Origin of the sequence: Archangium lipolyticum, from assembly GCF_024623785.1 — a bacterium.
Taxonomy (GTDB): Bacteria; Myxococcota; Myxococcia; order Myxococcales; family Myxococcaceae; genus Archangium; species Archangium lipolyticum.
Map to the genome: position 1 here is coordinate 127,207 of NZ_JANKBZ010000016.1, position 22,977 is coordinate 150,183.

Sequence of the window (22,977 nt, forward strand, 5' to 3'; positions counted from 1 at the left end):
CTCGCCTACTATCCCGCGCCATGTCTCCAAGTCCCCTTCGAGCCTCCTCGTGGCTCGTTCTCTGCCTGCTCTTCGTGGGCAGCCCGCTTCGCTCCGCGCTCGCCGCGGATGACTTCCAGCGCTACCTCGCGGCCGCCGTGCAGCTCTACGAGAACCTCGAGTACGAGCGCGCCCTGGCCCAGGTGCAGCGCGCTCGCACCGTCGCCCGTGGTGTCGAGCAGGACGTCTCCCTCGGTCTCCATGAGGGCATCTTCCTCGCGGAGATGGGGCGCTGGGACGAAGCCCGTACCTCCTTCGAGACGGCCCTGTTGCTCGAGCCCACCGCGAGGCTCCCCCTGAGCGTCTCCCCCAAGGTGGAGCGGCACTTCGAATCCATCCGCCAGGACGTGAACACCGCGATCGCCAGGCGTGAGCAGGGGGCGACTCCGGGCTCGGCTGCCCCCGCCACCACCGAGGCGAAGCCGCCCGAGCAGGAGTTGGTGGCTGAGGCGAAGCCGCCCGAGCAGGAGCCGGTGGTCATCTCGGATGCGAGTGTCGAGCAGAAGCCGGAGGCCGATGCGAAGCCGTCCGAACAGAAGTCGGTGGCAGCCTCGGACCGTCCCGAGCAAGCTCTTCCGGTTCGACTCTCTCCTCCAGAGCCCTCTCCTGCCCTGACTCCCACGGCGGAGATCGCGCAGCGCGGCATGCCCGTTCTGCCGATCGTGCTGTTCGGTACGGGCGTGGTGGTTGGGAGCATAGGTGGATACTTCGCGGGGGGCGCGGACCGTTCGTCCACGAGGGCGGAGGACGAGACCACGGCTGGCATCATGTTCGGCATCGCGGGCACTGCTTTCTTGAGCTCCGTGGTGTCGTGGATCGTCATGCAGGCGGATACGCCCACCGGGCCCGTCGCCGCCAACTCGGTCCCCTGAAGCACTCCAAGGCGAAGTTCGGAGCACCTTCAGGGCTGTTCCACCTGGGGGAAAGGCCAGCGCCATGGCGAAGGAGTCCAGAAGTCCTGGGGCGGGGGAGGGCGGCGGTACACAGCTCGAGGCCCGGAGGCGGGGCCCGCGAGGCCGAATGTGGGGGGCCCTGCGAGCGGTTGTCGTGGCGGTACTCGGGCTGCAGCTGGCCTGCGCGACGAGCTACCCCATGGGCGGAACGCTCACCGGCACGGCGCGCAGCTGGCGGCGCGGGGGTGGTGCCCAGGTGGCTGCCGAGGAACTGCGTGAGGACCAGGTGGTCGCCAACCTCCGGCGCGCGGCGAAGCTGCCCTGGACGGATGGGGGCCGGTGCGTCGTTGAGGAGGCGGGCCAGCCCTGGAGCGACCTGGTGGAGCGGTGCTTCTACGCGCTCGACCAGGAGCGGGTGCAGTTCAGGGACCCCACGGGGCGGTGCTCAGTCGCCTCCGCGGGCGCCGGGGCCATAGGCATCGGGGTCTGTGTCCTCGCGGCGCCGGAGCTGGTTGTGGGGGCCGTGGTCGTCGTGGGCGTGGTGGTGGTGGGCTTCGCCATTTCAGAGGCGCTGGAGGCGTACGAGAAGCGGGGCCGTCCCCAGGTGCGGCCGACGCCGACGCGGCCCGTCCCCGAGACACGGCCCGTGCCGGAAGCGCGGCCGGTGGCAGAGACCAAGCCCGTTCCTCAGCAACCGAAGACGAAGCGGCGGCCCAAGCCGGAGCCGGCGGGGGAGGACTGGCCGCCTCCGCTGCCTCCCGAGCCCACCGACAAGGAGCGCGACCGCAGCTGCGAGGCCTTTCCGGAGAAGCACCGCGGCGGCGACAAGGCCCACGACGATTGCGCCGACTGGTATCCGCCCAACCGCTGGCCGGGAAAGGACGCGGTTGTAGGCGGCAAGGCCTTCGACGCGCTGCAGGTCGGGGTGCGCGTACTGTGGGAGATCAAGACGGACGAGTTCGGCAGGTACAACCGGTTCGTCAAAAAGAAGCAGATAGCGGACGAGCTGGTGGAATTCGCGGAAGAGAGCAGCATCGCGCGGGCCTGTGGGTATGACTTCGCGGTCGGGGTTAGCACCGAGGAGCACAAGGCCGCGCTGTTACCAGCGCTGGAAGAGGCGGGCTTGCAGATCAAGGTCGTAGTGACGGGGTGCAAACGCTGACAGCGGCTTCAGGTCAGCCCCTGGCCGTGAGCACCAGCACTCCTTCCTTCCGCGCCTCGGCTTTCCGGAGGGCGAGGGGGATGAAGGAGAACACCTCCTCGGGCCGGACGCGGGTGTTGTTCCCGCCTCTCAGCCACCTCCGGGCCCGCGCGAGCATCTCCGGGGAGGGGCGTTCGAGCACGGCCTCCAGGGTTGGCAGAAGCCCGCCAACATCGCTCGGGGCTACGAAGAGGGCGCCGAAGTGGCCGGGTAGGCGGGTCGCCTTCTCTGGCCCCAAGCCGAAGTACAAGGCGGCGGGGGCTGGGACGCGGTCGGTAATCATCAGGTTGCCATTGTCCTCGTCGAGCTGGAGGCCCCAGCCGTTCGCCTCCGTGCCTGTTCTGATGAATCCCTGCCCGAATGCACTCAGCGCCTCCGGGCGGAAGAGCTCCTCGAACTCTTCGGTCCCTTCGGGGAACGTCCAGAAGCCAGGACTTGCAGGATCGGGAATAGCCTCGGGAGAAAGGGAGCTCGGGGTCTCGCGCCAGCGGTCTAGCAACTGGCGCGCGGACGGGCTCACGGGCGAGGCGGCTACTGCTGCGGCGAAGCTCGAGGCAACTTCGGAGGAATGCTCGGGGGGGATGCAGACAGAGAGCCAGAAGAAGGTCACGCCCATGGCGAAAGCATATCCCTGCCTCGCGTGTCGATGATCACCGGGAAGCGCGGGAATTTGGACAAGCTCATGGGCCGCAACGCGGCGCGAGCGTTTGCCATGGTGGCCATGGGCAACACGGCGCCGGGGCTGGCCGCGAAGGTACCGAAGCGGAAACGCAGGTAGGTATCCGTCTCGCGGCGGTGGGGGAAGTGGAGACGGTCGCCGTGAGCGCCGAGACCGTCACCATCGCTCTTGCTCCTGGAGCTGTTGCCATGACGGCCCAGGCCATGAGCGGCGCCGTTGCCAAGGCGCCCCCCAACGGATTCAGGGCGTGGGGCTCGTACAGCGGCTTCAAGAGGGCCATGGGCTCGGCGGGCACTGGGAAGGAGTGGCATCACATCGATCTGGCGGGGTGACGCCAAGACCGGGAACAAGCACGCCAGGAAGTACGGTGCCGCGGTTGATAAGCTCCTGGCCCACGGTGATGCCGGACGTGAGGCCCTCCTCGTGCTGCTCAAGCATGAGCGCATGGACGTGCGCGTCATGGCCGCCGCGCATCTGCTCCGCTACCGGACGGCCGAGGCCAAAGCGGTCCTGGAGGAGGCCGCCAAGGGCCAAGGACTCGTGCCCTTCGAAGCCGGTCAGGCACTGAAGCGATGGGAGGAAGGCACCTGGGCCCTTGACCCTGGGTAGCCATGGGATGGCCTCGCGGGGCAGGCCGTGGTGGACCCTGCGTGCGTTGGCGCTGGTGTGCGTGCACCGGGGGTGAGGACCTCACGTGCTCGTGACGGAGCGCGGCAGCCACACCCCGAAGGTGGTCCCCTCCTCCTGCGTGGAGCGCACCTCGACGCGGCCTCCGTGAGCGCGGGCGATCTGCTGGACGATGAAGAGGCCCAGGCCCAGGCCGGACGTCGGATGTCCGTCGTCCGTGGCCCGCCGGAAGGGCTCGAAGATGCGCGGGAGCAGGTCCGCCGGAATGGGCGGACCCCCATTGTGAACCTCCACGCACACGCTCCCCCCTTCGTCGCGTAGCACGTAGTCCACGGGCATGCCGTCGGGGCTGTAGTCCAGCGCGTTCTTGCCCAGGTTGCCGAGCAGCTGGGCGAGCCGGTCCGGGTCCCACTCCCCCTGGAAGCTGTCTCCCCTCGTGTCCAATCGGAGCTCCCGCTGGGGGTTGCCCACCTCGAGCTCCTCCTGCACCTGCCGGCAGATGGCGCGCAGATTGGCCGGGCGGGGGCTGATGGGAATGCCGCCGCCCAACCGCCCGCGCGTGAAGTCGAGCAGGTCGGCGATCATCCGCCCCATCCGCTCGGCGCTCGTGGCGATGCGGCGCACGGTCTTGAAGTGCCGCTCGGTCACGCAATCCGAGCCCATCAGTGCGTTGACGGACAGCATGATGGCGTTGAGCGGGTTGCGCAGGTCATGCGAGACAATGCCGATGAAGCGCTCGCGGAACTCCGCCGCCTGCCTCAGCTCCGCCTCGGCGCGCTTGCGCTCGGTGATATCGGTGTTGACGGCAACGGCTCCCACGATGTCGTCCCCGATGCGGACGGGGGCGGCGGCGCAGCGCACCACCACCTCCCGGCCCGTGAGGAGATGGCGGGAGAGGACTTCCTGGGTGGTCGGCTGCCCGCGGAAGGCCCGCATGAAGGGCTCTTCTTCCGGAGTGAGCCGGTGGCCATCCTCGGCGGCGCGGTTTTGAAGCCGCTCCCCCAGGGTGGCCACGTGTTGATTGAGATCCTCCAGGGAGTGGAAGCCCAGCATCTCCAGTGCCGGGGTGTTGGCCAGCCGAATGCCGTTGGCATCACCCACGTACAGGGCGTCCGGGATGCTCTGGAGGATGGCCTCGAGAATGGCCGCGTTGCGCGCCAGCTCCTGCGCGGCCCGCTTGTGCCCGGTGATGTCCAGGGCCGTGCCCAGGAAGCGGACGGGATGCCCCGAGGCATCACGGTGGACCCGGCCTTGCGTGCTCACCCACCGCTCCTCCCGGTTCTCCAGGGGAAGGGTGCGGTACTCCAGGGCGAAGCACCCCGTGCCGCCCGGCGCGAGGGCCTCCCGCACGAGCTGCTCCACCTGGGCGCGGTCCTCGGGATGCACGCGCGAGAGCCAGGTGGGGTAGTCGACGGGGACGTCCTCGGGCACCTCGAAGAGGGTGCGCGCGCGCTCGTTCCACTCCAGCGCTCCCGTGGCGGGGTTCATCTCCCACGTCCCAAGCCCCATGGCCTCCGTGGCCAGGCGGAGCCGCTCCTCGGCGGCGCGTACCTTCTCGGCGGCGAGCGCCTCCATCCGTCGGCGCGCCTGGACCAGCTCCGTCACGTCCGAGGCGACGACGATGACGGCCTCCACCTGGCCCTGGGCGTCGCGCATGGGCTCGTAGACGAAGTTGAAGTACACCTCCTCGAGCGCCCCGCCTTCCAGGCGCGCCAGCCGCGCGGGCAGCTCCTTGCCGACGAAGGGCACTCCCGTGGCGAGCACCTCGTCCAGATGCTCCTCGAAGCCCTGGCCCGCGGCCTCGGGCAGGGCCTCGAACAGGGGCTTGCCCAGCACCTGCTCGGGCCGGCGGCCCCACAGGCGGCATACCAGGGGGTTGGCCAGTTCGATGACGTAGCGGGGCCCCCGGAAGATGGCGATGGCGGTGGGTGCCTGCATGAAGAGCGACTGGAGCCACTGCCGCTGGCGCTCGGCTTGCGCGCGGGCCTGGGAGGCCAGGGCCAGGGACTCGTCGCGCTCGCGCACCGCCTCGCGCAGCTCCTGGTTGGTGGCCTGGAGCTCCTGGCCCCGGTGGAGGATTTCCACCTCCATTTCCAGGTTGCGGCTGTGGAGGGCCGCGGTGCGCTCCCGCTCTTCCTCGCGGCGGTGGGACAGGCGCACGAAGTCCGTCACGTCCTCCACCCGGTGCAGGAGGTAGAGCACCTCGCCCTCGGGGGAGAGGACGGGGGTGTTGATGGGGCTCCAGTAGCGCTCCTCGAAGCCGCCTCCCCCGGCCTCGGGACGGCGGATGTCGTACTTCTGCACGGCCATGGTGTCCGGGGCGCGCGTGGCCACGGCCCGCTCGAGCGAGGCGCGCAGGTTGCGCACCCCGGTGGCATTCGGGTCCTTCGGGTTGTCGGGAAACACCTCGAAGAAGGGGCGGCCGAGGATGCCCTCGCGGGTCGTCAAGGTGGCACGCAGGTAGGCGTCGCTCACCGCCACGAGGGTGAAGTCCGCGTCTGGGAGGGCGACGAGGTAGGCGCCCGGGCTCTTCTCGAAGAGGAGCTGGAAGTCAGGAGAGGAGGGTAGGGGCATGGCGAGCTCCGCGGAGGAGTCGAGGGGAGGGGAATGGCCCCGAGCGGAATGGCTCGCGAGACGCCGTGCGTCCCCGACTAATGGAGGACTGGCGGCTCATTCAGCAGTGTACCCAAATCCCAGCGAGGGACTGTGTCAGCGCGTCCTCGCGAGCGCCGGACAGGGAGTAACAGTGGGGCTGTCTCGCCACTTCCGGCCATGCTCCTGAGGCCAGGTACCTGCCGCGTTCGTTCCCGGCATGCTTGGGAGTTGCGATGTGGCGGCCGATGGTGGGAATGGCCGCGCGGGTGCGCCGCGTGAGCGGGTGGCCGACCCGCTGGTGATTCAGGCCGGGCGGGCCCACAGGTCGCGAGCGGGCGAGCGGCGGTCAGACGCTGGACGAGGACGGGACCGGAGCAGCATTCGGAGCCGCTTGCCGAACGCACCGTCCATGTACGACGAGTCGGGGTGTACAGCCGGTACGCTGTGCTCATGTTCCGTGCTCGAAGGAGCTACTTCGCCCCGTGCTCTCGTAGAGGCCGCGTGACTCCCAACATCCTCGTCGTCACGGGGTGCTCCCGCTTGGGCGCCACGGCCGCGCACTCCCAGGGGCACGGAGAATGAGGACTCACCGATGGGCCGTGCTGCTGCTTCTGGGGTGGACCATGCGCGCTGAGGCCCTGGCGCACAGGTGGGCGGCGCTGCTGGGAGCCGTGCTGCTCTGCACCGGCTGCGTCACGCTGGCGCCGCGACAGGGCGGCGGCCCCGGGGAGGGCGTCCTCGCCTTCTCCACGTTGCGAGACACGGGGGCAACCGCGCTCGCGCTCGAGGCGCCCGCGTACGAGGTGGCCCGCGTGGGGCCTGCCCCCCAGGAGCCGCCCTCGTGCGGAGGGCGGGCCGTGCCCCCGGGCTGGCCCGACTTCTCCTCCAGCCGGGAGGCGCTGCTGGCCCCCTTCCTCACCTGTGCCTCGCCCGGGGAAGTCCTCGCCCTGCAGGAGCGGGTGGACATGCCCCGGCTGCTGGAGGCGTTGGACGACTGGCGCGCGGTGAGACTCGGTGCCCTGGGCCCACCGCGAGAGGACGTTGCCCTCCTGCTCAACAAGAAGCGCACCGCGCTGCTCGTCAGAGCCCCCGAGGCCTATGGGCGTCTCAACGCGCAGGTGCTCGCCGTCTTCATCACCGACTCGGCCTACGACAATGACTTGAGGGAGATTCTCTTCCTGCTGGCCCAGGACAAGCGGCTGGCGGAAACCCTCGCGCTGCTGCCCGCCTTCCAGGTGGCGTTGGAGAAGCGGGGGCTGAAACCCACGGCGCGTGTGGACCGGGACTCCGAGCTGGGAGACGTGGGCCGGGGCCTGGTGCGGGCAGGAAGGGACGCGCTCTCCAGCTCTCCCCTGAGCGTGGACGGAGGGGACTTCGCATTCCTTCCCATACGAGGACAACTGCCGCCGGAGTACCAGGAGGCCCTGGCCAAGGCGGAGAAGGAGTGGGTGCGCAACGCCTCGGCGGACACGCTGGCGCTGAGTGCGTTTGACCACCTCACCTTTGGCGTGCCGCTGGGTGTCTACGGACTGCTCGGGAGCACCGGCCAGGGCCTGCTGTCATTGAAGCGGGGCAAGTACGAGGAGGCCACGCGCGAGCTGGCGCCAGCGGCGCTGCTGGTGGCCGTGCACGCGGGTGGCAAGGGCCTGGGCTACCTCGCCAAGGGGAGAGGCGCCGCGGTGGAAGCGCGGCCGCGGGCCCTGAGGGAGACGGCGCGGCAGCTCCAAGGGGTGATGGGCCTGGAGGGCCTGCGCGACCTGGTGCGCCACCTCCAGGCGAGCCGGGAGGCGGGCCGTTTCGTCTCCGTGGGCGGGGCGGACGCGGCGCTGGCGCTGTACGAGGCCCGGGGAGAGGTGGCCAGGGCGCGGCCGCTCATGTCCAGGGCCAAGCCCGGGGCCACGGGCTCCCCACCCGTGAAGAGTGGCGTGGGGGCCGGTACCGTGGGGCGCCAGGGCACCCTGGCCTCGCTGGTGGATGAGGGGGTGGGCCACACGCCGGCGGTGGTGGAGGCGAAGCTGGCGGCGGCGGAGCTCGAGGCGGTGGGCCCGCGCCTGCCCAAGGACGTGAGGGTGCTGGAGCAGCACCGCCCGGCTCTCGACGCCCCGCCGCCCGAGGCCCGGGGCAACCCGCGCTGGCGCGAGTACGTGGACTATTACGAGAGGCGCCTCGATGAGGTGAAGAAGGGCGAAGCCCCCGAGGGCCCCCTGAAGTGGGAGCCCTATGAGCGGATGCGCGGGTGGTTCGCCCGGGGGTTGGCCTTCGAGCGCGACATGGTGAAGCTGCTGCGAGAGGACGCGAGGAAGCCTCGGTCGCAGCGCGACTTCCTCGGGGACTTCGACAAGCCACGCGTTGAAACGCAGGTGGGCGTGAGGAAGCCCGGCCCCGGCTTGCGCTACGCGGATGTGCTCGTCATCGAAGAGGGTGGGCTCGGCGGGCAGCCACGGCGCGTGGAGACGTTCAGCTTCAAGAGCCGAAACCTCGTGTTACTAGAGGAAGAGGCGTTGAAGGCGCAGATGAAGGCGGACGCGAGTGAAGCTCTGCGAAACTACGGCGAGACGCTGGACATCCGCCGAGGCTCCATCCAGTCCCTTCTCCCAGGGGGCAGTGAGGTGAAGGTGTCGAGGGCTCGCCTCATTTACGAAGGCGGCGAGCTCATACCCAAGAAGATGGACGTGTTGCAGCGCGCCGTGGATGCAACCGAGAGCGCGGTTCCGGGAGTCGAGGTGGTATTTCAATGAAGCGGCTGAGCGTGCACGACCTGAAGCCGGAGGATTGTCTCCGACTCACTTTTGACGGTGCTTTCGACCAGAAGGCGGCACTGGAAAGACAGATGGCGCCCTTTCTCCAGGCGCTCGAGGAGCACTCCGACGGGTGGATGCCGGACGTCGTCAATGGCAAGCGGCAACGGAAATACTCTCGCCCTTCCTTTTGGAAGTCCCTGGAGGAGCGGCGCGACGAGAACAGTACGGGGCTCGGGCTCTATCGCACGCAATGGCCCGCGCTGGACATGTCGCTCGGTCTCTGGTTCCCGCCGTTGCCTCCCAAACTGGACATAACGGTCAACGTGCAGCCTCTCTCTTTCTTCGCGGAAGTGGAGCGTTGTCACCACTTCGTGGAAATGGTGCGCGCCTGGGCCTCGCGCTTCCCGGTCACTCATGCCAAGGCTCACAGCGCTGATGACACGGAGCTGGCGGGCTCTCCTGGCTTCGGTCGCGACAACAAGACTCGACGCAGAGACGGGTTCGACAGAATCTACGAGGTCTTCTGGCTCAACGTCTTCGGCCCCAAGCTGGTGGAAACGGTCGGCCGCGAGCGCATGCTGTCCACCCCAGCCCACCGCGTGGAGGAGCTACCCAACGGCTCCGTCCTTCTCGTGACGTGGCCCACGGTGGCGGAGTTCGCCAGCGAGGAGGCACGGCTCGCGCAGGCCCGCGCCCACGTCCACCTGCGGCCGGAGCTCGACTTCGACACCGTGCTGCGCAACCTGCTCGAGCGCAGTGCCCTGCTCACTCCCGTGGAGCCCCGCTTCCACCCGGACCTGGCCCCGCTTCTCTCGCGTGTGGTGGACCGCGCCGCCAGTCACGAGCGCCAGCGGAGGATCGCCGAGCTCAACGCCTGGCAGCCCCCCGAGCCCGAGGAGTGGCGCCCCGCCGGCTCCGCCCTTCCTTCGGATGTAGAGGATGAGGGGCGCGCGCTCCAGCAGTACAGCCTCCATGCCGAGCACCTCGTGGCGCTGCTGCACGCGGAGGTCCCCTCCGTCTCCGCGGCGACGCCCGGTTCGCTCACGGATGCCGACTTCTACTTCTGGCGCGAGGAGTTCCCGAAGAGTCGCCCGCGGGAGGTCATCGACGAGCAGGCGGTGCCCGCCATTGGCGCGTACCTGGGCGAGGTGCTGGTGCGCCACCTGGGCGGCAGGTGGATTGCGCGCCAGAAGCTCGAGGAGGCACAGGTGCTCGTGGGCAAGCGCGTCTGGTTCCCCTTCGCCAGGGCTCGCCATTACATGCGCTCGCGACAGGCGCTGCTCGACTACTCGCTCACCCAGCTCTACCGCGTGGCCGAGCACTACCGGGGCTGAAATTCCTCTGTCTTCTCTCCTCCCTCGGGCCGCCCCGTAGTATCCGGGGCCATGTCCTTCCCTCGCCTCCGAACGCCCCGCGCGCTTCTCCTCGGGCTGCTCCTCGTGGGTGGCCCCTCGGGCACGGCCCTCGCCGCCGATGACTTCGAGCGCTACGTCGCCGCCGCCCGGCGCCTCTACGAGAACCTCTCCTACGAGCGCGCGCTCGACCAGATTCAACGCGCCCGCCGCATCTCCCGCGGCGTCGAGCAGGACGTCACCCTCGGCCTCTACGAGGGCATCATCCTCGCCGACCTCGGCCGCTGGGGCGAGGCGCGCGAGTCCTTCCTCACCGCCCTCCTCCTCCAGCCCGACGCCACCCTCCCCCTGCGCGTCTCGCCCAAGGTGGAGAAGGAGTTCGAGGCCCAGCGCGTCCGCGCTCGCGAGGAGCTCGTCCGGCTTCAGGCTCCTCCCGCGAAGCCGGGGGCCACTCCCTCCGGCTCCTCGAAGGCGCCGCCTCCGGTGGTCTCCTCGGACCGCCCCGTGCAGCCTCCTCCGCGTCAGCTCACCCCCTCCGAGACCTCCCTCGCCCTGACTCCCACCGCGGTGGAAACCGAGCCGCGCCGCGTGCCCGTGGTGCCGCTCGCGCTGCTCGGCGCGGGCGTGGTCGCCGGCGGGCTGGGCGCCTACTTCGGCGTGAGCGCCAACGGCCAGCTCGCCGATGCGCGCGTGGTTCCCCTGCGCGAGGACGCGCTCGCGAAGTTCAACGACGCCCACGGCAGCGCCCGCACCGCCAACATCCTCTTCGGCACCGCGGGACTGGCCGTCGCCAGCGCCGTGGTGACGTGGTTCCTCCTGCCGGGTGACGCGTCCTCGCCCGCTTCCTCCTCCGGAGCGTCGAATCCATGAAGCGCCTGTCCTGGGCCCTGTGCCCGCTGTTGCTGCTCGTGGGCTGCACCCTCCCCAACGAGCAGGAGTTCCTGGAGGAGCGCACGCGCACCTGCGGCCAGTCCTTCCAGTGTCCCGAGGGACTCTCGTGCGTGGAGGGCTTCTGCGTGGGGACGGAGGTGGACGCCACCCAATGCAGTCCCGCCTGCGCTCCCTACGAGGCCTGCACCGCCGGGAAGACGTGTGTGCCTCGCTATGAGGCGCTGGGGATGTTGGTGGGCGATAATGATAAGAGCGTGGTGCCCGCTGGCCCCGTTCTGGTGTACGCCGCTTTCCTGGTGCGGCAGGGCTTCGCGGCGAACCTGCCGGAGACCCTGAGCTTCAGCGCGGTGCGCGAGGACGGGGGCCCGGGCGGCTCGTTCTCCGTTGCCTCGAGGGGGGACGGGGAGCTCTACCGCACGGAGTGGACGCCGCCTGGAGAGGGCGTGTACCGGGTGACGGTGGCACATCCGGTGGCCGGAGGTCCGAGCACCACGCGGCGCGCGACGGTGGACGCCACGCCGCCCTCCTTCGCGGTGAGGGTGCCGCCCGCGGACGCGGGGGTGGCGAGTGCAAGCACGACGTACACGGACCCGTCGCTCCCCAACGCGTGGCGGCGCGATCAGGTGGTGCCGGTGGAGGTCCGGACGAACGAGCCGAACCTCGATGTCCCCAGCGTGTCGGTGCGTCTGCATGGAACCGATGGGGGCGCCGCGCCCGCGGTGGCCGTGACTCCGTTCGCGCCGGGCGAGCCCTGTGACGCAGGCTTCTGCGGTGTGGCCCGGGTGAAGCTCTGGGAGCCGCCGTTCGCCGCCTTCCGCGGCCAGATGACGGCCGAGGTGCGAGGCCGTGACAAGGCGGGCCACGAGGCCACCGGCTCCTCTTCCTTCCCCGTCACCCGCTGGAAGTGGGCGTTCAATGGCGCGTCGGGCACCATCAAGTCGACTCCCGCCATCGGGGCGGGGGGCACCGTCTACGTGGGCACGAATGCGAGCTCGGACGGCAAGGTGCTCGCGCTCACTCCGGCGGGCACCGTGAAGTGGGAGTCCAGGGTCGGTGCGGTGGTCGGCGGTCCCGCCGTGGGCGCGTCCGATGGAGGCTCCGAGCGGGTCTACGTGAGCGCGAACACCGCCGCGGACGGGTCGCTGTTCGCCCTCGATTCAAAGCAGGGTGAGGCGCTGATGAGCTGCCATTCCCCGGTGGCGGGTGCCTACCAGGGCGGGCTGGCCCTGGGGAGGATCTCCTCGACCCAACACAGCGAGACGGCGGTCAGTGTCTATCGTTCCAGTGAAGGGTTTTCCTTCATCGCTGGCATCGGAATGGGCAATCCGTATTGCCCGGTCGTCATCGACGGGTCCGGTGCCTCCCATTCTCCCGGGTTGATTCCGGGAACGCCTGTCGTGATGAACGGGGACAACCTCTTCTACTCCGGGTTCGTCTCCAACGGTCACGTGCTCACCAGCTACGCCTTCGGCTCACCCTATCCGCGTGCCAACTGGCCGGTGGGTGCTCCGATCCTCCCGACGGACGTGGTGTTGGTTGGCTCCGAGCTCGTGGGCGCGGCGGCAGATCCCAGCAACCCCTCGGGCGGGCTGTTCAAACACCCGCAGGCGGGGGCGGCGGCCCTGACGCCGCTCTATCCTTCCACTCCCTGGTCCTCGCTCGTCTTCCGCCTGGCGGTGGGCAGCTCCAACATGGCTTTCTTCGGCGCCGAGCGGGCCAGCGGCGGCGGGCAGAGCTTCAATCGGTTCGATTTGAGCACGCGCTCCACCACCCAGACCGTCGCGAGGGACTCCGCCATTCGCTCGACGCCGGTCCTCGGGGCCAATGGGGCGGTCTACACCGTGACGACCGCCGGCCGGGTCGAGGCCTGGGCCGCGGACTCCCTCTCCTCGCTCTGGTCCTCCCCCGCCTCGAGCGCCCTGGGCTCCGCCGAGGCCTCGCCCACGCTCGACTGTCCGAGGGATGCCTCGGGCGCGCTGGTGGAGGGCAACCATGGCGTCCTGTACGTGCCCGTGGGCGGCAGTCTGTATGCCTTCGTCGTCGACAGCCGCGGGTTGGATGCGAACGCGCCCTGGCCCAAGTACCAGCACGATGTCCGCAACACCGGCAACCCGGCCACCCCCATCGGCGGCTGCCCGTAGGCTCGGCGGTTCCGTGTGAAGTCGAGAGGGGAGGGCGGCGCTTCCGTCCTCCCCTTCTTCGTTTCCATGCTCGCGGGGTACTCGAGGGAACACCCTCACCCCAGCCCTCTCCCAGAGGGAGAGGGAGCTTCCCGACTTGCCTTCCCCGTGTTCCCACGTGAGAAGAGACCTGAGCCGGGCTCGCACGTCGCCTGCCCGCCGTCTCTCCTGCCCGACATGAAGCTCCGGTACGACGTCATCGTGGTGGGCCTCGGCCACGCCGGCTGCGAGGCCGCCCTGGCCTGCGCTCGCATGGGCCTGTCCACCCTCGGCCTCACCCTCAAGCGCGACCGCGCCGCCATCATGAGCTGCAACCCCGCCGTCGGCGGCACCGCCAAGGGCCACCTCGTCCGCGAGCTCGATGCGCTCGGCGGTGAGATGGGCCGCGCCGCCGACCTCGCGGGTACGCACTTCAAGACCCTGAATGCCTCGAAGGGCCCCGCCGTTCAGGCCACCCGCGTGCTGTGCGATCGCGATGCCTACGCACGCATCATGCAGTCCGTGCTGTGGGCCCAGCCGAACCTCACCGTGCACGAGGCCGAGGTGTCGGCGGTGGTCGCCGAGGGCGGACGCGTGGCCGGCGTGGTGCTCGGAGATGGCACGCAGGTGGCCGCGAGCGCCGTGCTGCTCACCACCGGCACCTTCCTCCAGGCCCTCATGCATGTGGGCGAGAAGAAGGAGGTCGGCGGACGGCTCGGGGACGAGGCCGCCCAGGGCATGTCCCAGTCGCTGCGCTCGCTGGGCTTCACGCTCGGCCGCTTCAAGACGGGCACGCCCGCGCGGCTGTTGCGCGACAGCATCGACTGGGCGGCGCTCGAGCCCCAGCCGGGAGACTTCCCACCCCGCCCGCTGTCGCTGCGCACGAAGTGGGGGCTCGCAGGAGGGGACTTCCCGTGCCAGCCCTCCGTCACGTGCGCGCTCACGTACACCACGGCGGAGACGCACCGGATCCTGCGCGACAACCTCCACCGCTCGCCGCTGTTCCAGGGAGAGATTGTCGGCCGGGGCCCGCGCTACTGCCCCTCGCTGGAGGACAAGGTGGTGCGCTTCTCCGCGCGCGAGCGGCACCTGGTCTTCCTGGAGCCCGAGGGCCCCGAGTCCCCGCTGGTGTACCCGGCGGGCCTGTCCACGAGCATGCCGGCGGAGGTGCAGCTTTCCTTCCTGCGCACGCTGCCCGGGCTCGCGAAGGTGGAGGTGGCGCGGTACGGGTACGCGGTGGAGTACGACTACGCGCCGCCGACGCAGCTCAAGGAGACGCTGGAGACGAAGCGGGTGGAGGGACTCTACTTCGCGGGTCAGCTCAACGGGACGAGCGGGTACGAGGAGGCGGCGTTCCAGGGGTTGTACGCGGGCATCAACGCGGGGCTGAAGGTGCGGGGCGAGCCACCGCTGGTGCTCGGGAGGGACGAGGCGCACGGGGCGGTGCTGGTGGACGAGCTGGTGACGAAGGGGGTGGACGAGCCCTTCCGGATGTTCACGAGCCGCTCGGAGCACCGGCTGAAGCTGCGCGAGGGGAACGCGGACCTGCGCCTGGCGAAGCACGGGGCGAAGGTGGGGCTGGTGTCGCGCGAGGTGCTGGAGCGGGTGGAGGCGCGGGGCCGGGCGGTGGCGGAGGAGGTGGCGCGGCTGAAGAGGACGGGGCTGGCGGCGAGACTGAAGCGGCCCGAGGTGACATACGCGGCGCTGGCGGCGGAGAAGGCGGAGGGGTGGCCGGAGCTGCCGGAGGACGTGGTGGAGGAGGTGGAGGTGGAGGTGAAGTACGAGGGCTACATCGTGATGGCGGAGCGGGCGGCGGCGAGGGAGGCGGAGGCGTGGGATGGGTGGCGGATACCGGGGGACTTCACGTACGGGACGGTGCGAGGGCTGTCGGCGGAGGCGGTGGAGAAGCTGGAGAAGCACCGGCCGGCGACGGTGGGGCAGGCGAGGCGGATACCGGGGCTGACACCGGCGGCGTTCTCGCTGTTGCTGGTGGCGCTGAAGCGGGGCGGGTTGGGAGGCGGCGGAGGCCCTCGCGAGTGCGATTCCTGATCGCACAGGGGGGTGTGGACAACGTGTGGGAAACTTTGGAGCACCGAAGGGTGCGAATCATTCCGGGGGTTTGAGACCCCGGGGAGGGAGGGCTGGCTGTGGATAACGCGCGCTTCGCCGATCAGATTCAGCAGGGATGCAAGGCGTTGGGAGTGGAGCTGGGGGAGGACGTGACGCCGAGGCTGCAGCGGCTGATGGGAGAGCTGCTGAAGTGGAACGCGAAGGTGAACCTGACGGCCATCACGGCGGAGGAGGAGGTGCTGGAGAAGCACTTCCTGGACTCGCTGGCGGTGCTGCCGGAGGTGGAGGGAGCGGGGAGTGTGCTGGACGTGGGAGCGGGGGCGGGATTCCCGGGGCTGCCGTTGAAGATGGCGAGACCGTCGCTGTCGGTGACGATGGTGGACGCGGTGGGGAAGAAGGTGGGGTACCTGAAGGCGGTGATCGCGGTGGCGGGGTTGGGGCTGACGGGGACGAAGGCGGTGCACACGCGAGCGGAGGGCAAGCCGGAGGCGGAGGGGCTGCCGCGAGCGGAGCGGGTGATCGCGCGAGCGTTCATGGACCTACCGGACTGGCTGGACCTGGCGCCGGCGTACCTGGCGGAGGGCGGGCACGTGGTGGCGATGCTGGGCAAGGCGCAGGGCGAGGACGAGCTGCGAGCGCAGGCGGAGAAGCGAGGGCTGAAGCTGGTGTCGGCGCGAGCGTACCGCCTTCCATTCTCGGGAGCGGAGAGGCAGGTCGCGGCGTTCGCGAAGCGGTGAGCAACACCCCCTCTCCCTTCGGGAGAGGGACGGGGGTGAGGGTACCGGGCCCCGCGGGTTGAACCCGTGCGAGGCCCCCTCTCCCTCTGGGAGAGGGCTGGGGTGAGGGTCTACCGGGCCCGTGTGGGCGGAGCTTCGCTGGCTACGAAGTCGGGGCGCCGGGCTGCCAGGGCAAAGCGGCCTGCATCATCAACTTCAGGGCGAGGTGGATGGCGTGGTCATCGGGGAAGCTCCAGGCCTCCCACGCGCCATGGAAGAGCAGGTCGCGCAGCGCTCGCACGGCGTCGATGCTTTGGTGTAGCGCCAGCTCATCGGACCTGCTGCCCGTGCCGAACAGCGCCTCCCTGCGATCCGGTGCGAACAGCTGCCCGGGTTGCGGCGCGAGGATCGCGAGCTCCGTCTTCACCGCATCGCCGTCGGCACTGATGAGGAGTGTGTCGAGCCCCTGCTCCTCCAGCAGGGCGCGGAGGAACTCCTCGAAGGCGATGAAGGTGCCGAGGAGAGACACGAACCGCTCGTCATCCGAGTGGGGAGCGCCGGCCCGTCGCCCCGAGGTGACGAAGAAGAGGAAGCTGGCCTGTGCGAGCAGGCGCTTGTCGGGGATGAAGTCGGTGAAGAGCCGGAAGAGGTTCGCGCGGAGGTATTCCACCTGCAGGATGCTGAGCAGGTTGTTCTGGCGCTGGAACTGCTCACGGAAGGTGGCCGCGTGTTCCGGCGCGAGGGTCCAGGAGCCATCCCACCGGGGCGTGGTGAGCATGAGGTCCATGTGCCCCGAGCGCTCCAGATCCTCCAGGAGACTCGCGAGCGTCTGGGTGAGACCCGCGAGGGTTTCATGGAGCAGGGCCTCGTCGTTGGCGAAGAAGGCCGCGTGGCTGAGGGCATCCCGGAGGCTCAGCCCACTCTGGCTGAAGACGATCTCCAGCCGTTGCCGGGTCGTCGGCGAGACGAGTCCCGCCGTGGCCGAGAGGCGTTCGAGCAGCTGCGGCCCCCGCGGTTTTCGGACGTTGGAGTCGGGCTGGGTGGCGTGGAGCGCCTGCCGGAGGAGCCACTCCAGCAGGATGCCCACGCCCACCGCGCAGATGATGCCGTCGGGGAGCGAGGTGCGGTGCTTGCGCGACAGCTCGAGCGCCGCTTGCTTGGGCAGAAGGAGGGTCCCCGAGGTTGAGGGCACGAACTCGGGCAGGGCGTCGAAGCGCTGCTGGAGCTCCGAGGCGATGGGGCGCTGCTCGTCGAGGTAGTGGGAGAGGATGCCCTCCTTGCGCAGATAGCGGTCGAGGGCGCTCTGGAGGCGTGCGGCGCGCGGGAAGAGGCTCAGCAGCCGGGGGGTGAACCCGGCCAGGGTCGGGTCTCCCGAGGGCCTGGGGAAACGGCGGATGACAGGGAGCTCTCCGGGGGAGAGGTAGCGCAGGACGTAGGGGTAGTGCCGGGTGCGGCCGTCCTCCATGTTCCGCAGAAGGTCGGCGAGGTTCGCACGCGTCCCCGCGTAGGTCAGCAGCGCGGTGAGCTGCTTCAGATGGCGGAGCACCTCCAGGTTGCCGGTCGTGCCCGCGTCCAGGCATTCCCGCCGGCAGTGATCGGCGAGCAGTTGGAGCGCACGCACGCGGATGCCACCGGGCGAGGCCAGGCACTCGGAGGGGTGGCCCTCGAGGAGCGCCTCCGCGGCGCGGCGGACCTCGTCCCAGCGCCGCGCGACCCTGCCGTCGACCAGTTTCCGCAACCGGCCGCCGCGGACGCCGTCATTGTCCGGGAGTGCCCGCGACAGGGGCTCCTGGACCTTGGCGACGAGATGCCGGACGAGGACCTGCTGGAGCGTGTCGGGGAGTCCTCGCTTGCGGATCAACGCTTCGGGGCGTCCCTCGGCCAGGGCGAGGATGTCCTCGGGGGAGCACGCGGGCCAGAGGCTCGCGATGAACGCCTCCGCGTTCTCCTGCTCCTGGGCCTCGATGAGTGCGGCCTCCAGCACCTGGGAGAGGGCTTCGGACCAGAGCGCATCGAGGGCTCGGCGTGCCTGGTCCTGGGAGGAGTTGGGGGGATGGGGGGGCATGGGGGTGGAACGGACGGATGCGGGCGTCTGGGCTGACGCCACGAGGGGGTGGCGGCGGCACGGCGTGTTCCACGTGGAACACCGGGGAGGGGAGGGCCCCGCGTCACCCGAGTCCGAGCCCGAGCGAGTGGGCATCGCGGACAGCCACACCGGTGAGCTGTTCGAGGCTCGCGCGCTGGTGCGGGGTGAGGGGATTCCAGAACACGATGAGGTCGGCGGAGGCGGACCGGGCGAGGGCTGCGAGCTCGCGGGCCTTGCCCGGTCCGAGCACCGTCTTCCGGGACAGGGGCTGGTCCAGGAGGAGGACGCCGCCGGGCCGGTGGGAGCGGGAGACGCCGCGCCGCTGGAGGACCTGTCCGACCACCGTGCTGGAGCGGGTGCGAACGTGTCCGGCGAGGACCTCGAGGAGCGCCTCCGGGTCCGGCACCTTCGCCGAGAAGAGTCCCGCCACGATGACCCGTCGTCCCGCGAGTCGTTCCATGGGGACAGGGTAGCAGGGGGCGCCGGGTCCGGAACCCCGGAGCCTGTTCCACGTGGAACACGGGCGGGTACCGTTCCACGTGGAACAACCGGCCCCGCTACCGGCGACGGCGGCGGGTCCTGGGAGGGGCTCTCCGGCCCTTGAGCAGGACCCAGACCACGGCCATCAGGAACATCACCAGCGACACGGCGATGAAGTTGACGACATGCGCGGAATCGGTGGACCGCACGATGCTCGAAGCCACTTCAGCGAGTCGAAGGATGGGATCCATCTCGTGGGTGCCCGATGTGAAGCGCTCCTGTGTGCTTGGTGATTGGCCAGGAAGCTAGTCACGGGAACCCCGGCGGAAAACCCGGGCCAGGGAGGAGGACGGGGCTCCTGGGAAAGGGGACCGGGAGTGTTCCACGTGGAACGGGAACAGGCCCGAGGCGGAGACACCGGGATGGGGCCCGACTCGTGTTCCACGTGGAACATGCCCCCGGGACGTTCCACGTGGAACAGGGAGAGGCGGCGTTTCACGTGGAACAGGACCTGGACGGAGCCCGGCGGAAAGAAAGGAGCGGGGAGGGGGCCTCGGTCCGAAAGCGCCTGGGCGGAGCCCCTGGGCAGGCGTGTTCCACGTGGAACAGGGAGGGCCACCGTTCCACGTGGAACAGGGGCAGAGAAGAGGCCGGAGGCAAGATGCGGAATGGGGAAGGGCGGCCCCGGTCCGGAATGCTCCGGGCCGAGGCCCTCGGCCGGCGTGTTCCACGTGGAACGTGCCACGGGGCCTTGGCTTATGCGTAAGCCAGAGGTTCTCCGGGCTCGCGTCGACCCTCTTCCCAGCCCGCTCGCGGAGGGAGGCTTTCCCGCGAAGGGATGTTCCACGTGGAACGGGTCTCGGGGCCCTGGCTTATGCCTAAGCCAACGGGCCTCCCAGGCTCGCGTCGACCCTCACCCCAGCCCGCTCGTGGAGAGGCTCTCCCGCCGGGCGGTGTTCCACGTGGAACGGCCTCCGGGCTTTGCCTGATGCGTAAGTCACGGGCCCGTGCCGCGTGACTCATGCAGGGGGCGGTTGGTTCGTGTTCGCGGAGGCCCCGGCTTAGGCATAAGTCGGGAGGTATTCGTGGCTGAGTTGTTCCACGTGGAACGAGTCGCGGAGCCTTGGCTTATGCGTAAGCCAGTCGGGCCTCCCGGGCTCGCGTCGACCCTCACCCCAGCCCTCTCCCAGGGGGAGAGGGGGCTTCTCGCGGATCCAACCCGGGGTCCTCGTACCCTCACCCCGACCCTCTCCCGAAGGGAGAGGGAGTAGCGGGCATGTCAGGCAGGCAGGCTAGAAGTCTGATCCGGTCGAGGACTGGATCAGCCGCCGATTTGATGGATCAATGCGGACTCGGTACATGCCTCCCCCGCAGAGCCCCCGGGCACCTCCCGGGGCGTCGCAAGGATGGGCCACGTGGGTCGAATCATCTGCATCTCCAATCAGAAGGGCGGCGTCGGTAAGACGACCACCGCCATCAACCTCGCCGCGAGCCTCGCCTCCGCTGAGCGCAAGGTGCTCCTCGTCGACATGGACCCTCAGGGCAATGCCGGCAGCGGCCTCGGTCTCAAGCGCGACCAGCTCCAGGGCACCGTCTATGACGCCCTCCTCGGCGGCCGCCCCATGAGCGAGCTCCTCCACCCCACCGAGCTGCGCTTCCTCCAGGTGGTCCCCGCCACCCCGGATCTCACCGGCGCGGAAGTCGAGCTCGTCAACCAGGAGCGTCGCGAGTACCGCCTCCGCGATGCCCTCCGGCCCCTCGCCGAGCAGTACGACTACATCCTCATCGACTGCCCGCCCTCGCTCGGGCTGCTCACCCTCAACTCGCTCATCGCCGCGGACTCCGTCCTCATCCCGCTTCAGTGCGAGTACTACGCCCTCGAGGGCCTCTCCCAGCTCAACCACACCATCGACCTGGTGCGGCAGGCCTTCAATCCCGGGCTGAAGATGGAGGGCATCCTGCTCACCATGTTCGACTCGCGCGCCAACATCGCCAACCAGGTCGTCGCCGACGTGCGCGAGTTCTTCAAGGAGCAGGTCTTTACCTCGGTTGTCCCGCGCAACGTGCGCCTGTCCGAGTGCCCCTCCTTCGGCAAGCCCATCCTGCTCTACGACATCAAGTCCAAGGGCTGTGAGAGCTACCTGGCGCTCGGCCGCGAAATCATGCAGCGCGAGGCCAACCCGCCTCCGCCCGCTCGCAAGGTGGCCTGAGGCCGTCCGGCGGGCCGGTCTCCGAGCCGCGCCCGCCCGCATCCTTATAGAGGCGGGCTCCCTCCAGCCCTCCCCCCGCCGGCCCGTGTGCTCCCCGGGCTGGCCCACCGCCGGGTCCTCGGGTCCTCCCGGCGGAAGTGATGTGATGGACCCCCTCCGATGATGATGCCGGGTGCTCCCGGTGGAGACGACGCAGTGCTGAACGGTGACAAGCAGAAGCGGGCGTTGGGCCGTGGCCTCTCCGCCCTCATCCCCCAGGCAGCTCCTCCTCCCAGTGCCGTGGCGGCGGCCGCCGTGGCTCCCGAGCCCGCCCCGCCTCCGAAGAACGGCATCGTCAAGCTCCCCATCGAGGCCATCCAGCGCGACACCCTCCAGCCTCGCCGCCACTTCGACGAGGAGAAGCTGCGCGAGCTCACCGAGTCCATCAAGGCGCAGGGCGTGTTGATGCCGGTGCTCGTGCGCAAGGACGGCGAGGGCTTCAAGCTCATCGCCGGTGAGCGCCGCTGGCGCGCCTCGCAGCTCGCGGGCCTGCACGAGATTCCCGCCATCATCCGCGAGGTGACGGAAGTCGAGGCCTTCGAGCTCGCCCTGGTGGAGAACCTCCAGCGCGCGGACCTCAACCCCATGGAGGAGGCCGAGGGCTATCACCGCCTGGTGGAGGAGTTCGGTCTCACGCAGGACCAGGTGGCCCAGCGCGTCGGCAAGGAGCGCTCCACGGTGGCCAACGCCCTGCGGCTGCTCGGCCTGCCGGACGAGGTGAAGCGCATGGTGGGCGAGGGCTCGCTGAGCGCGGGCCATGCGCGCGCGCTGCTCGGCGTGCCCCGCATCCCGGAGATGACGGAGCTGGCCGCCCAGGTCGCCGCCAAGAAGCTCAGCGTGCGCGACACCGAGAAGCTGGTGCAGCAGGCCAAGGGCTCCAAGCCCCGCGACGCCGGCAAGCCCCAGAAGCAGAGTCCCCAGGTGAAGTCCCTCACCGAGGAGCTTCAGCGGTTGTTGGGTACGAAAGTGCGCCTGGTGGAGAAGGGCAGTGGAAAAGGCACCATCGAGGTCGATTACTTCTCGTACGATGATCTCGATCGCATCCTGAAGGTACTCAGGAAGGAGTAGCGCGTGGCGCTCCTCGGCAAGAAGGAAGAGAAGACCAACGTACCGCTTCTAGGCATAGGCGGCAGACGGGAGGATGAATCGGTGGCAACGCGTCCGGGTGAGGTTCACACGCTGCTGGGCAAGGGCAGTGAGTTCGAGGGGAAGCTCACCTTCGAAGGCCAGGTCCGCATCGACGGCAAGTTCAACGGGCAGATCTTCACCAAGGACGTGCTCGTCATCGGTGATGGGGCCCGCGTGCAGGCGGAGATCAACGCCGGCACCGTCATCATCAACGGCACCGTGGAGGGCAACGTGCGCGCCACGCAGCTGGTGGAGCTGCACGCCCCGGCGCGCGTGAAGGGCAACGTGGAGACGCCCGCGCTCACCATGGACCGCGGTGTCATCTTCGAGGGCACCAGCAAGATGGAGAACCTCGGGGGCAAGGGTGGCAACCCGCCGCCTCCGGGTGGCGAGGGCAAGAAGTAGTGCGCCGCGCCGGGCGCCCGCATGTCCGCGCCACCCTGGTGGCGCTCGCCGTGCTGGCGTCCGGCTGCGACGGTTGCAAGGAGCGGCGCGCCGAGCAGGAGGTGCCGCTCGTCCCTCCGGAGGAGCTGACCCCGGAGGACACGCCGGCGGCTCCGCGCCGGGTGGGTGTGAAGGTGCCCATGCCGCCGGGCTGGTCCGCCCAGGTGGCACAGGATGGCAGCTTCCAGTTCGGCCCCCCGGGTCACCCGGTGTTGCGCGTGGACCTGCGTCCCGGACAGGGCGCGGCGCTGCCCTCGCCAGAGGCACTCGTCCAGTCGCTGGAGGAATCCTTCAAGGGCTTCGAGCGCTCGCTGGACCAGGAGGAGGGCGGCGCGGACTTCACGCTCGTCCGCGTGACGCTCGCGCCGAAGCTGCCGGACGGAGGCATGGGGGCGGACTACCCGGCGCTCTTCGGAGCCCGGCGCGTGCAGGATGACCTGTTCCTGTGCGCCACCTTCCCCGGCGTCACCGCCGACGAAGTGCTGCGGGCCGGCGAGGCCTGCCGCGGCATCGAGTTCCAACGACCGCGCTGAGCCTCGGGGGCCCGCAAGACATCGGGCGCCACACTCCGAGGGCCCGTCTTCCCCCGGACTGCGCGCCCGATGAATCCCCCCTGCGGACCCGTGC

General features: G+C 69.8%; 18 protein-coding genes and 1 pseudogene. 14 read left to right on the top strand and 5 right to left on the bottom strand.

From position 1 onward, the window contains the following. Positions 1 to 20 precede the first annotated feature (20 nt). Together NR810_RS30155 and NR810_RS30160 are read left to right on the top strand one after the other, a co-directional pair. Positions 21 to 911, top strand: coding sequence for a hypothetical protein (locus NR810_RS30155; protein ID WP_257457788.1), 891 nt, complete (start codon positions 21 to 23; stop codon positions 909 to 911). A 175-nt stretch (positions 912 to 1,086) separates the two neighbouring features. Further along, entirely contained in the window at positions 1,087 to 2,094 is a 1,008-nt protein-coding gene (locus NR810_RS30160) for a DUF6310 domain-containing protein (protein ID WP_257457789.1), read from the top strand. A 13-nt stretch (positions 2,095 to 2,107) separates the two neighbouring features. Here NR810_RS30160 and NR810_RS30165 read toward each other — a convergent pair whose 3' ends face one another. Continuing rightward, positions 2,108 to 2,749, bottom strand: coding sequence for a hypothetical protein (locus NR810_RS30165; RefSeq protein WP_257457791.1), 642 nt, complete (start codon positions 2,747 to 2,749; stop codon positions 2,108 to 2,110). A gap of 60 nt (positions 2,750 to 2,809) precedes the next feature. Here NR810_RS30165 and NR810_RS53050 point away from each other — a divergent pair. Together NR810_RS53050 and NR810_RS30175 are read left to right on the top strand one after the other, a co-directional pair. Further along, positions 2,810 to 3,129: pseudogene (locus NR810_RS53050) on the top strand (AHH domain-containing protein); the annotation flags it as partial. Beyond that, positions 3,107 to 3,421 carry a DUF2019 domain-containing protein gene (locus NR810_RS30175; RefSeq protein WP_257457918.1) on the top strand — a complete coding sequence of 105 codons (315 nt, stop codon included), beginning with the start codon at positions 3,107 to 3,109 and terminating at the stop codon, positions 3,419 to 3,421. The pseudogene NR810_RS53050 and the gene NR810_RS30175, both read left to right, overlap by 23 nt. Before the next feature lie 81 nt (positions 3,422 to 3,502). Here NR810_RS30175 and NR810_RS30180 read toward each other — a convergent pair whose 3' ends face one another. Then, positions 3,503 to 6,013 carry a PAS domain-containing protein gene (locus NR810_RS30180; RefSeq protein WP_257457797.1) on the bottom strand — a complete coding sequence of 837 codons (2,511 nt, stop codon included), beginning with the start codon at positions 6,011 to 6,013 and terminating at the stop codon, positions 3,503 to 3,505. 644 nt (positions 6,014 to 6,657) lie between these two features. Here NR810_RS30180 and NR810_RS30185 point away from each other — a divergent pair. The 6 genes from NR810_RS30185 (at position 6,658) to rsmG (ending at position 15,984) form a co-directional block, all read left to right on the top strand. Further along, complete coding sequence (locus NR810_RS30185) at positions 6,658 to 8,772, top strand: hypothetical protein (protein WP_257457799.1); 2,115 nt, start codon at positions 6,658 to 6,660, stop codon at positions 8,770 to 8,772. Continuing rightward, positions 8,769 to 10,109, top strand: a complete 1,341-nt coding sequence (locus NR810_RS30190; RefSeq protein ID WP_257457801.1) for a hypothetical protein — start codon at positions 8,769 to 8,771, stop codon at positions 10,107 to 10,109. Before NR810_RS30185 ends, NR810_RS30190 begins: the two co-directional genes overlap by 4 nt. Before the next feature lie 51 nt (positions 10,110 to 10,160). Beyond that, the gene (locus NR810_RS30195) at positions 10,161 to 10,997 is read left to right on the top strand and encodes a tetratricopeptide repeat protein (RefSeq protein ID WP_257457802.1); all 837 of its coding nucleotides are present in this window, start codon (positions 10,161 to 10,163) and stop codon (positions 10,995 to 10,997) included. Continuing rightward, complete coding sequence (locus tag NR810_RS30200; protein ID WP_257457803.1) at positions 10,994 to 13,159, top strand: outer membrane protein assembly factor BamB family protein; 2,166 nt, start codon at positions 10,994 to 10,996, stop codon at positions 13,157 to 13,159. Before NR810_RS30195 ends, NR810_RS30200 begins: the two co-directional genes overlap by 4 nt. A gap of 216 nt (positions 13,160 to 13,375) precedes the next feature. After that, a complete protein-coding gene (mnmG, locus tag NR810_RS30205; RefSeq protein ID WP_257457805.1) occupies positions 13,376 to 15,226 on the top strand; it encodes a tRNA uridine-5-carboxymethylaminomethyl(34) synthesis enzyme MnmG in 1,851 nt (616 codons plus the stop codon). A 98-nt stretch (positions 15,227 to 15,324) separates the two neighbouring features. Then, positions 15,325 to 15,984 (top strand): 16S rRNA (guanine(527)-N(7))-methyltransferase RsmG, encoded by a 660-nt coding sequence (rsmG, locus tag NR810_RS30210; RefSeq protein WP_257457806.1) that lies wholly within the window; start codon positions 15,325 to 15,327, stop codon positions 15,982 to 15,984. A gap of 142 nt (positions 15,985 to 16,126) precedes the next feature. On the opposite strand, the gene NR810_RS30215 is transcribed toward rsmG, so the two are convergent. The 3 genes from NR810_RS30215 to NR810_RS30225 all read right to left on the bottom strand — a co-directional run bounded on the left by NR810_RS30215 (position 16,127) and on the right by NR810_RS30225 (position 18,738). Further along, positions 16,127 to 18,028: a hypothetical protein gene (locus tag NR810_RS30215; protein ID WP_257457808.1), complete on the bottom strand. Its 1,902-nt coding sequence runs from the start codon at positions 18,026 to 18,028 to the stop codon at positions 16,127 to 16,129. A 103-nt stretch (positions 18,029 to 18,131) separates the two neighbouring features. Further along, on the bottom strand, positions 18,132 to 18,509 hold the full coding sequence (locus NR810_RS30220; RefSeq protein ID WP_257457810.1) for an HflX-like GTP-binding protein: 378 nt from the start codon (positions 18,507 to 18,509) through the stop codon (positions 18,132 to 18,134). Positions 18,510 to 18,606: 97 nt separating this feature from the next. Then, complete coding sequence (locus tag NR810_RS30225) at positions 18,607 to 18,738, bottom strand: hypothetical protein (protein ID WP_257457811.1); 132 nt, start codon at positions 18,736 to 18,738, stop codon at positions 18,607 to 18,609. A 1,197-nt stretch (positions 18,739 to 19,935) separates the two neighbouring features. Between NR810_RS30225 and NR810_RS30230 the strand changes: the two genes are divergently transcribed. From NR810_RS30230 to NR810_RS30245, 4 genes are all read left to right on the top strand, one after another. Next, positions 19,936 to 20,739 (top strand): AAA family ATPase, encoded by an 804-nt coding sequence (locus NR810_RS30230; RefSeq protein WP_306818623.1) that lies wholly within the window; start codon positions 19,936 to 19,938, stop codon positions 20,737 to 20,739. 165 nt (positions 20,740 to 20,904) lie between these two features. Further along, the gene (locus tag NR810_RS30235; RefSeq protein ID WP_306818640.1) at positions 20,905 to 21,846 is read left to right on the top strand and encodes a ParB/RepB/Spo0J family partition protein; all 942 of its coding nucleotides are present in this window, start codon (positions 20,905 to 20,907) and stop codon (positions 21,844 to 21,846) included. A 3-nt stretch (positions 21,847 to 21,849) separates the two neighbouring features. Then, entirely contained in the window at positions 21,850 to 22,311 is a 462-nt protein-coding gene (bacM, locus tag NR810_RS30240; RefSeq protein ID WP_257457817.1) for a bactofilin BacM, read from the top strand. Further along, positions 22,311 to 22,883: a hypothetical protein gene (locus NR810_RS30245; protein WP_257457826.1), complete on the top strand. Its 573-nt coding sequence runs from the start codon at positions 22,311 to 22,313 to the stop codon at positions 22,881 to 22,883. The genes bacM and NR810_RS30245 overlap by 1 nt, the downstream gene beginning before the upstream one ends. Positions 22,884 to 22,977: the final 94 nt, after the last annotated feature.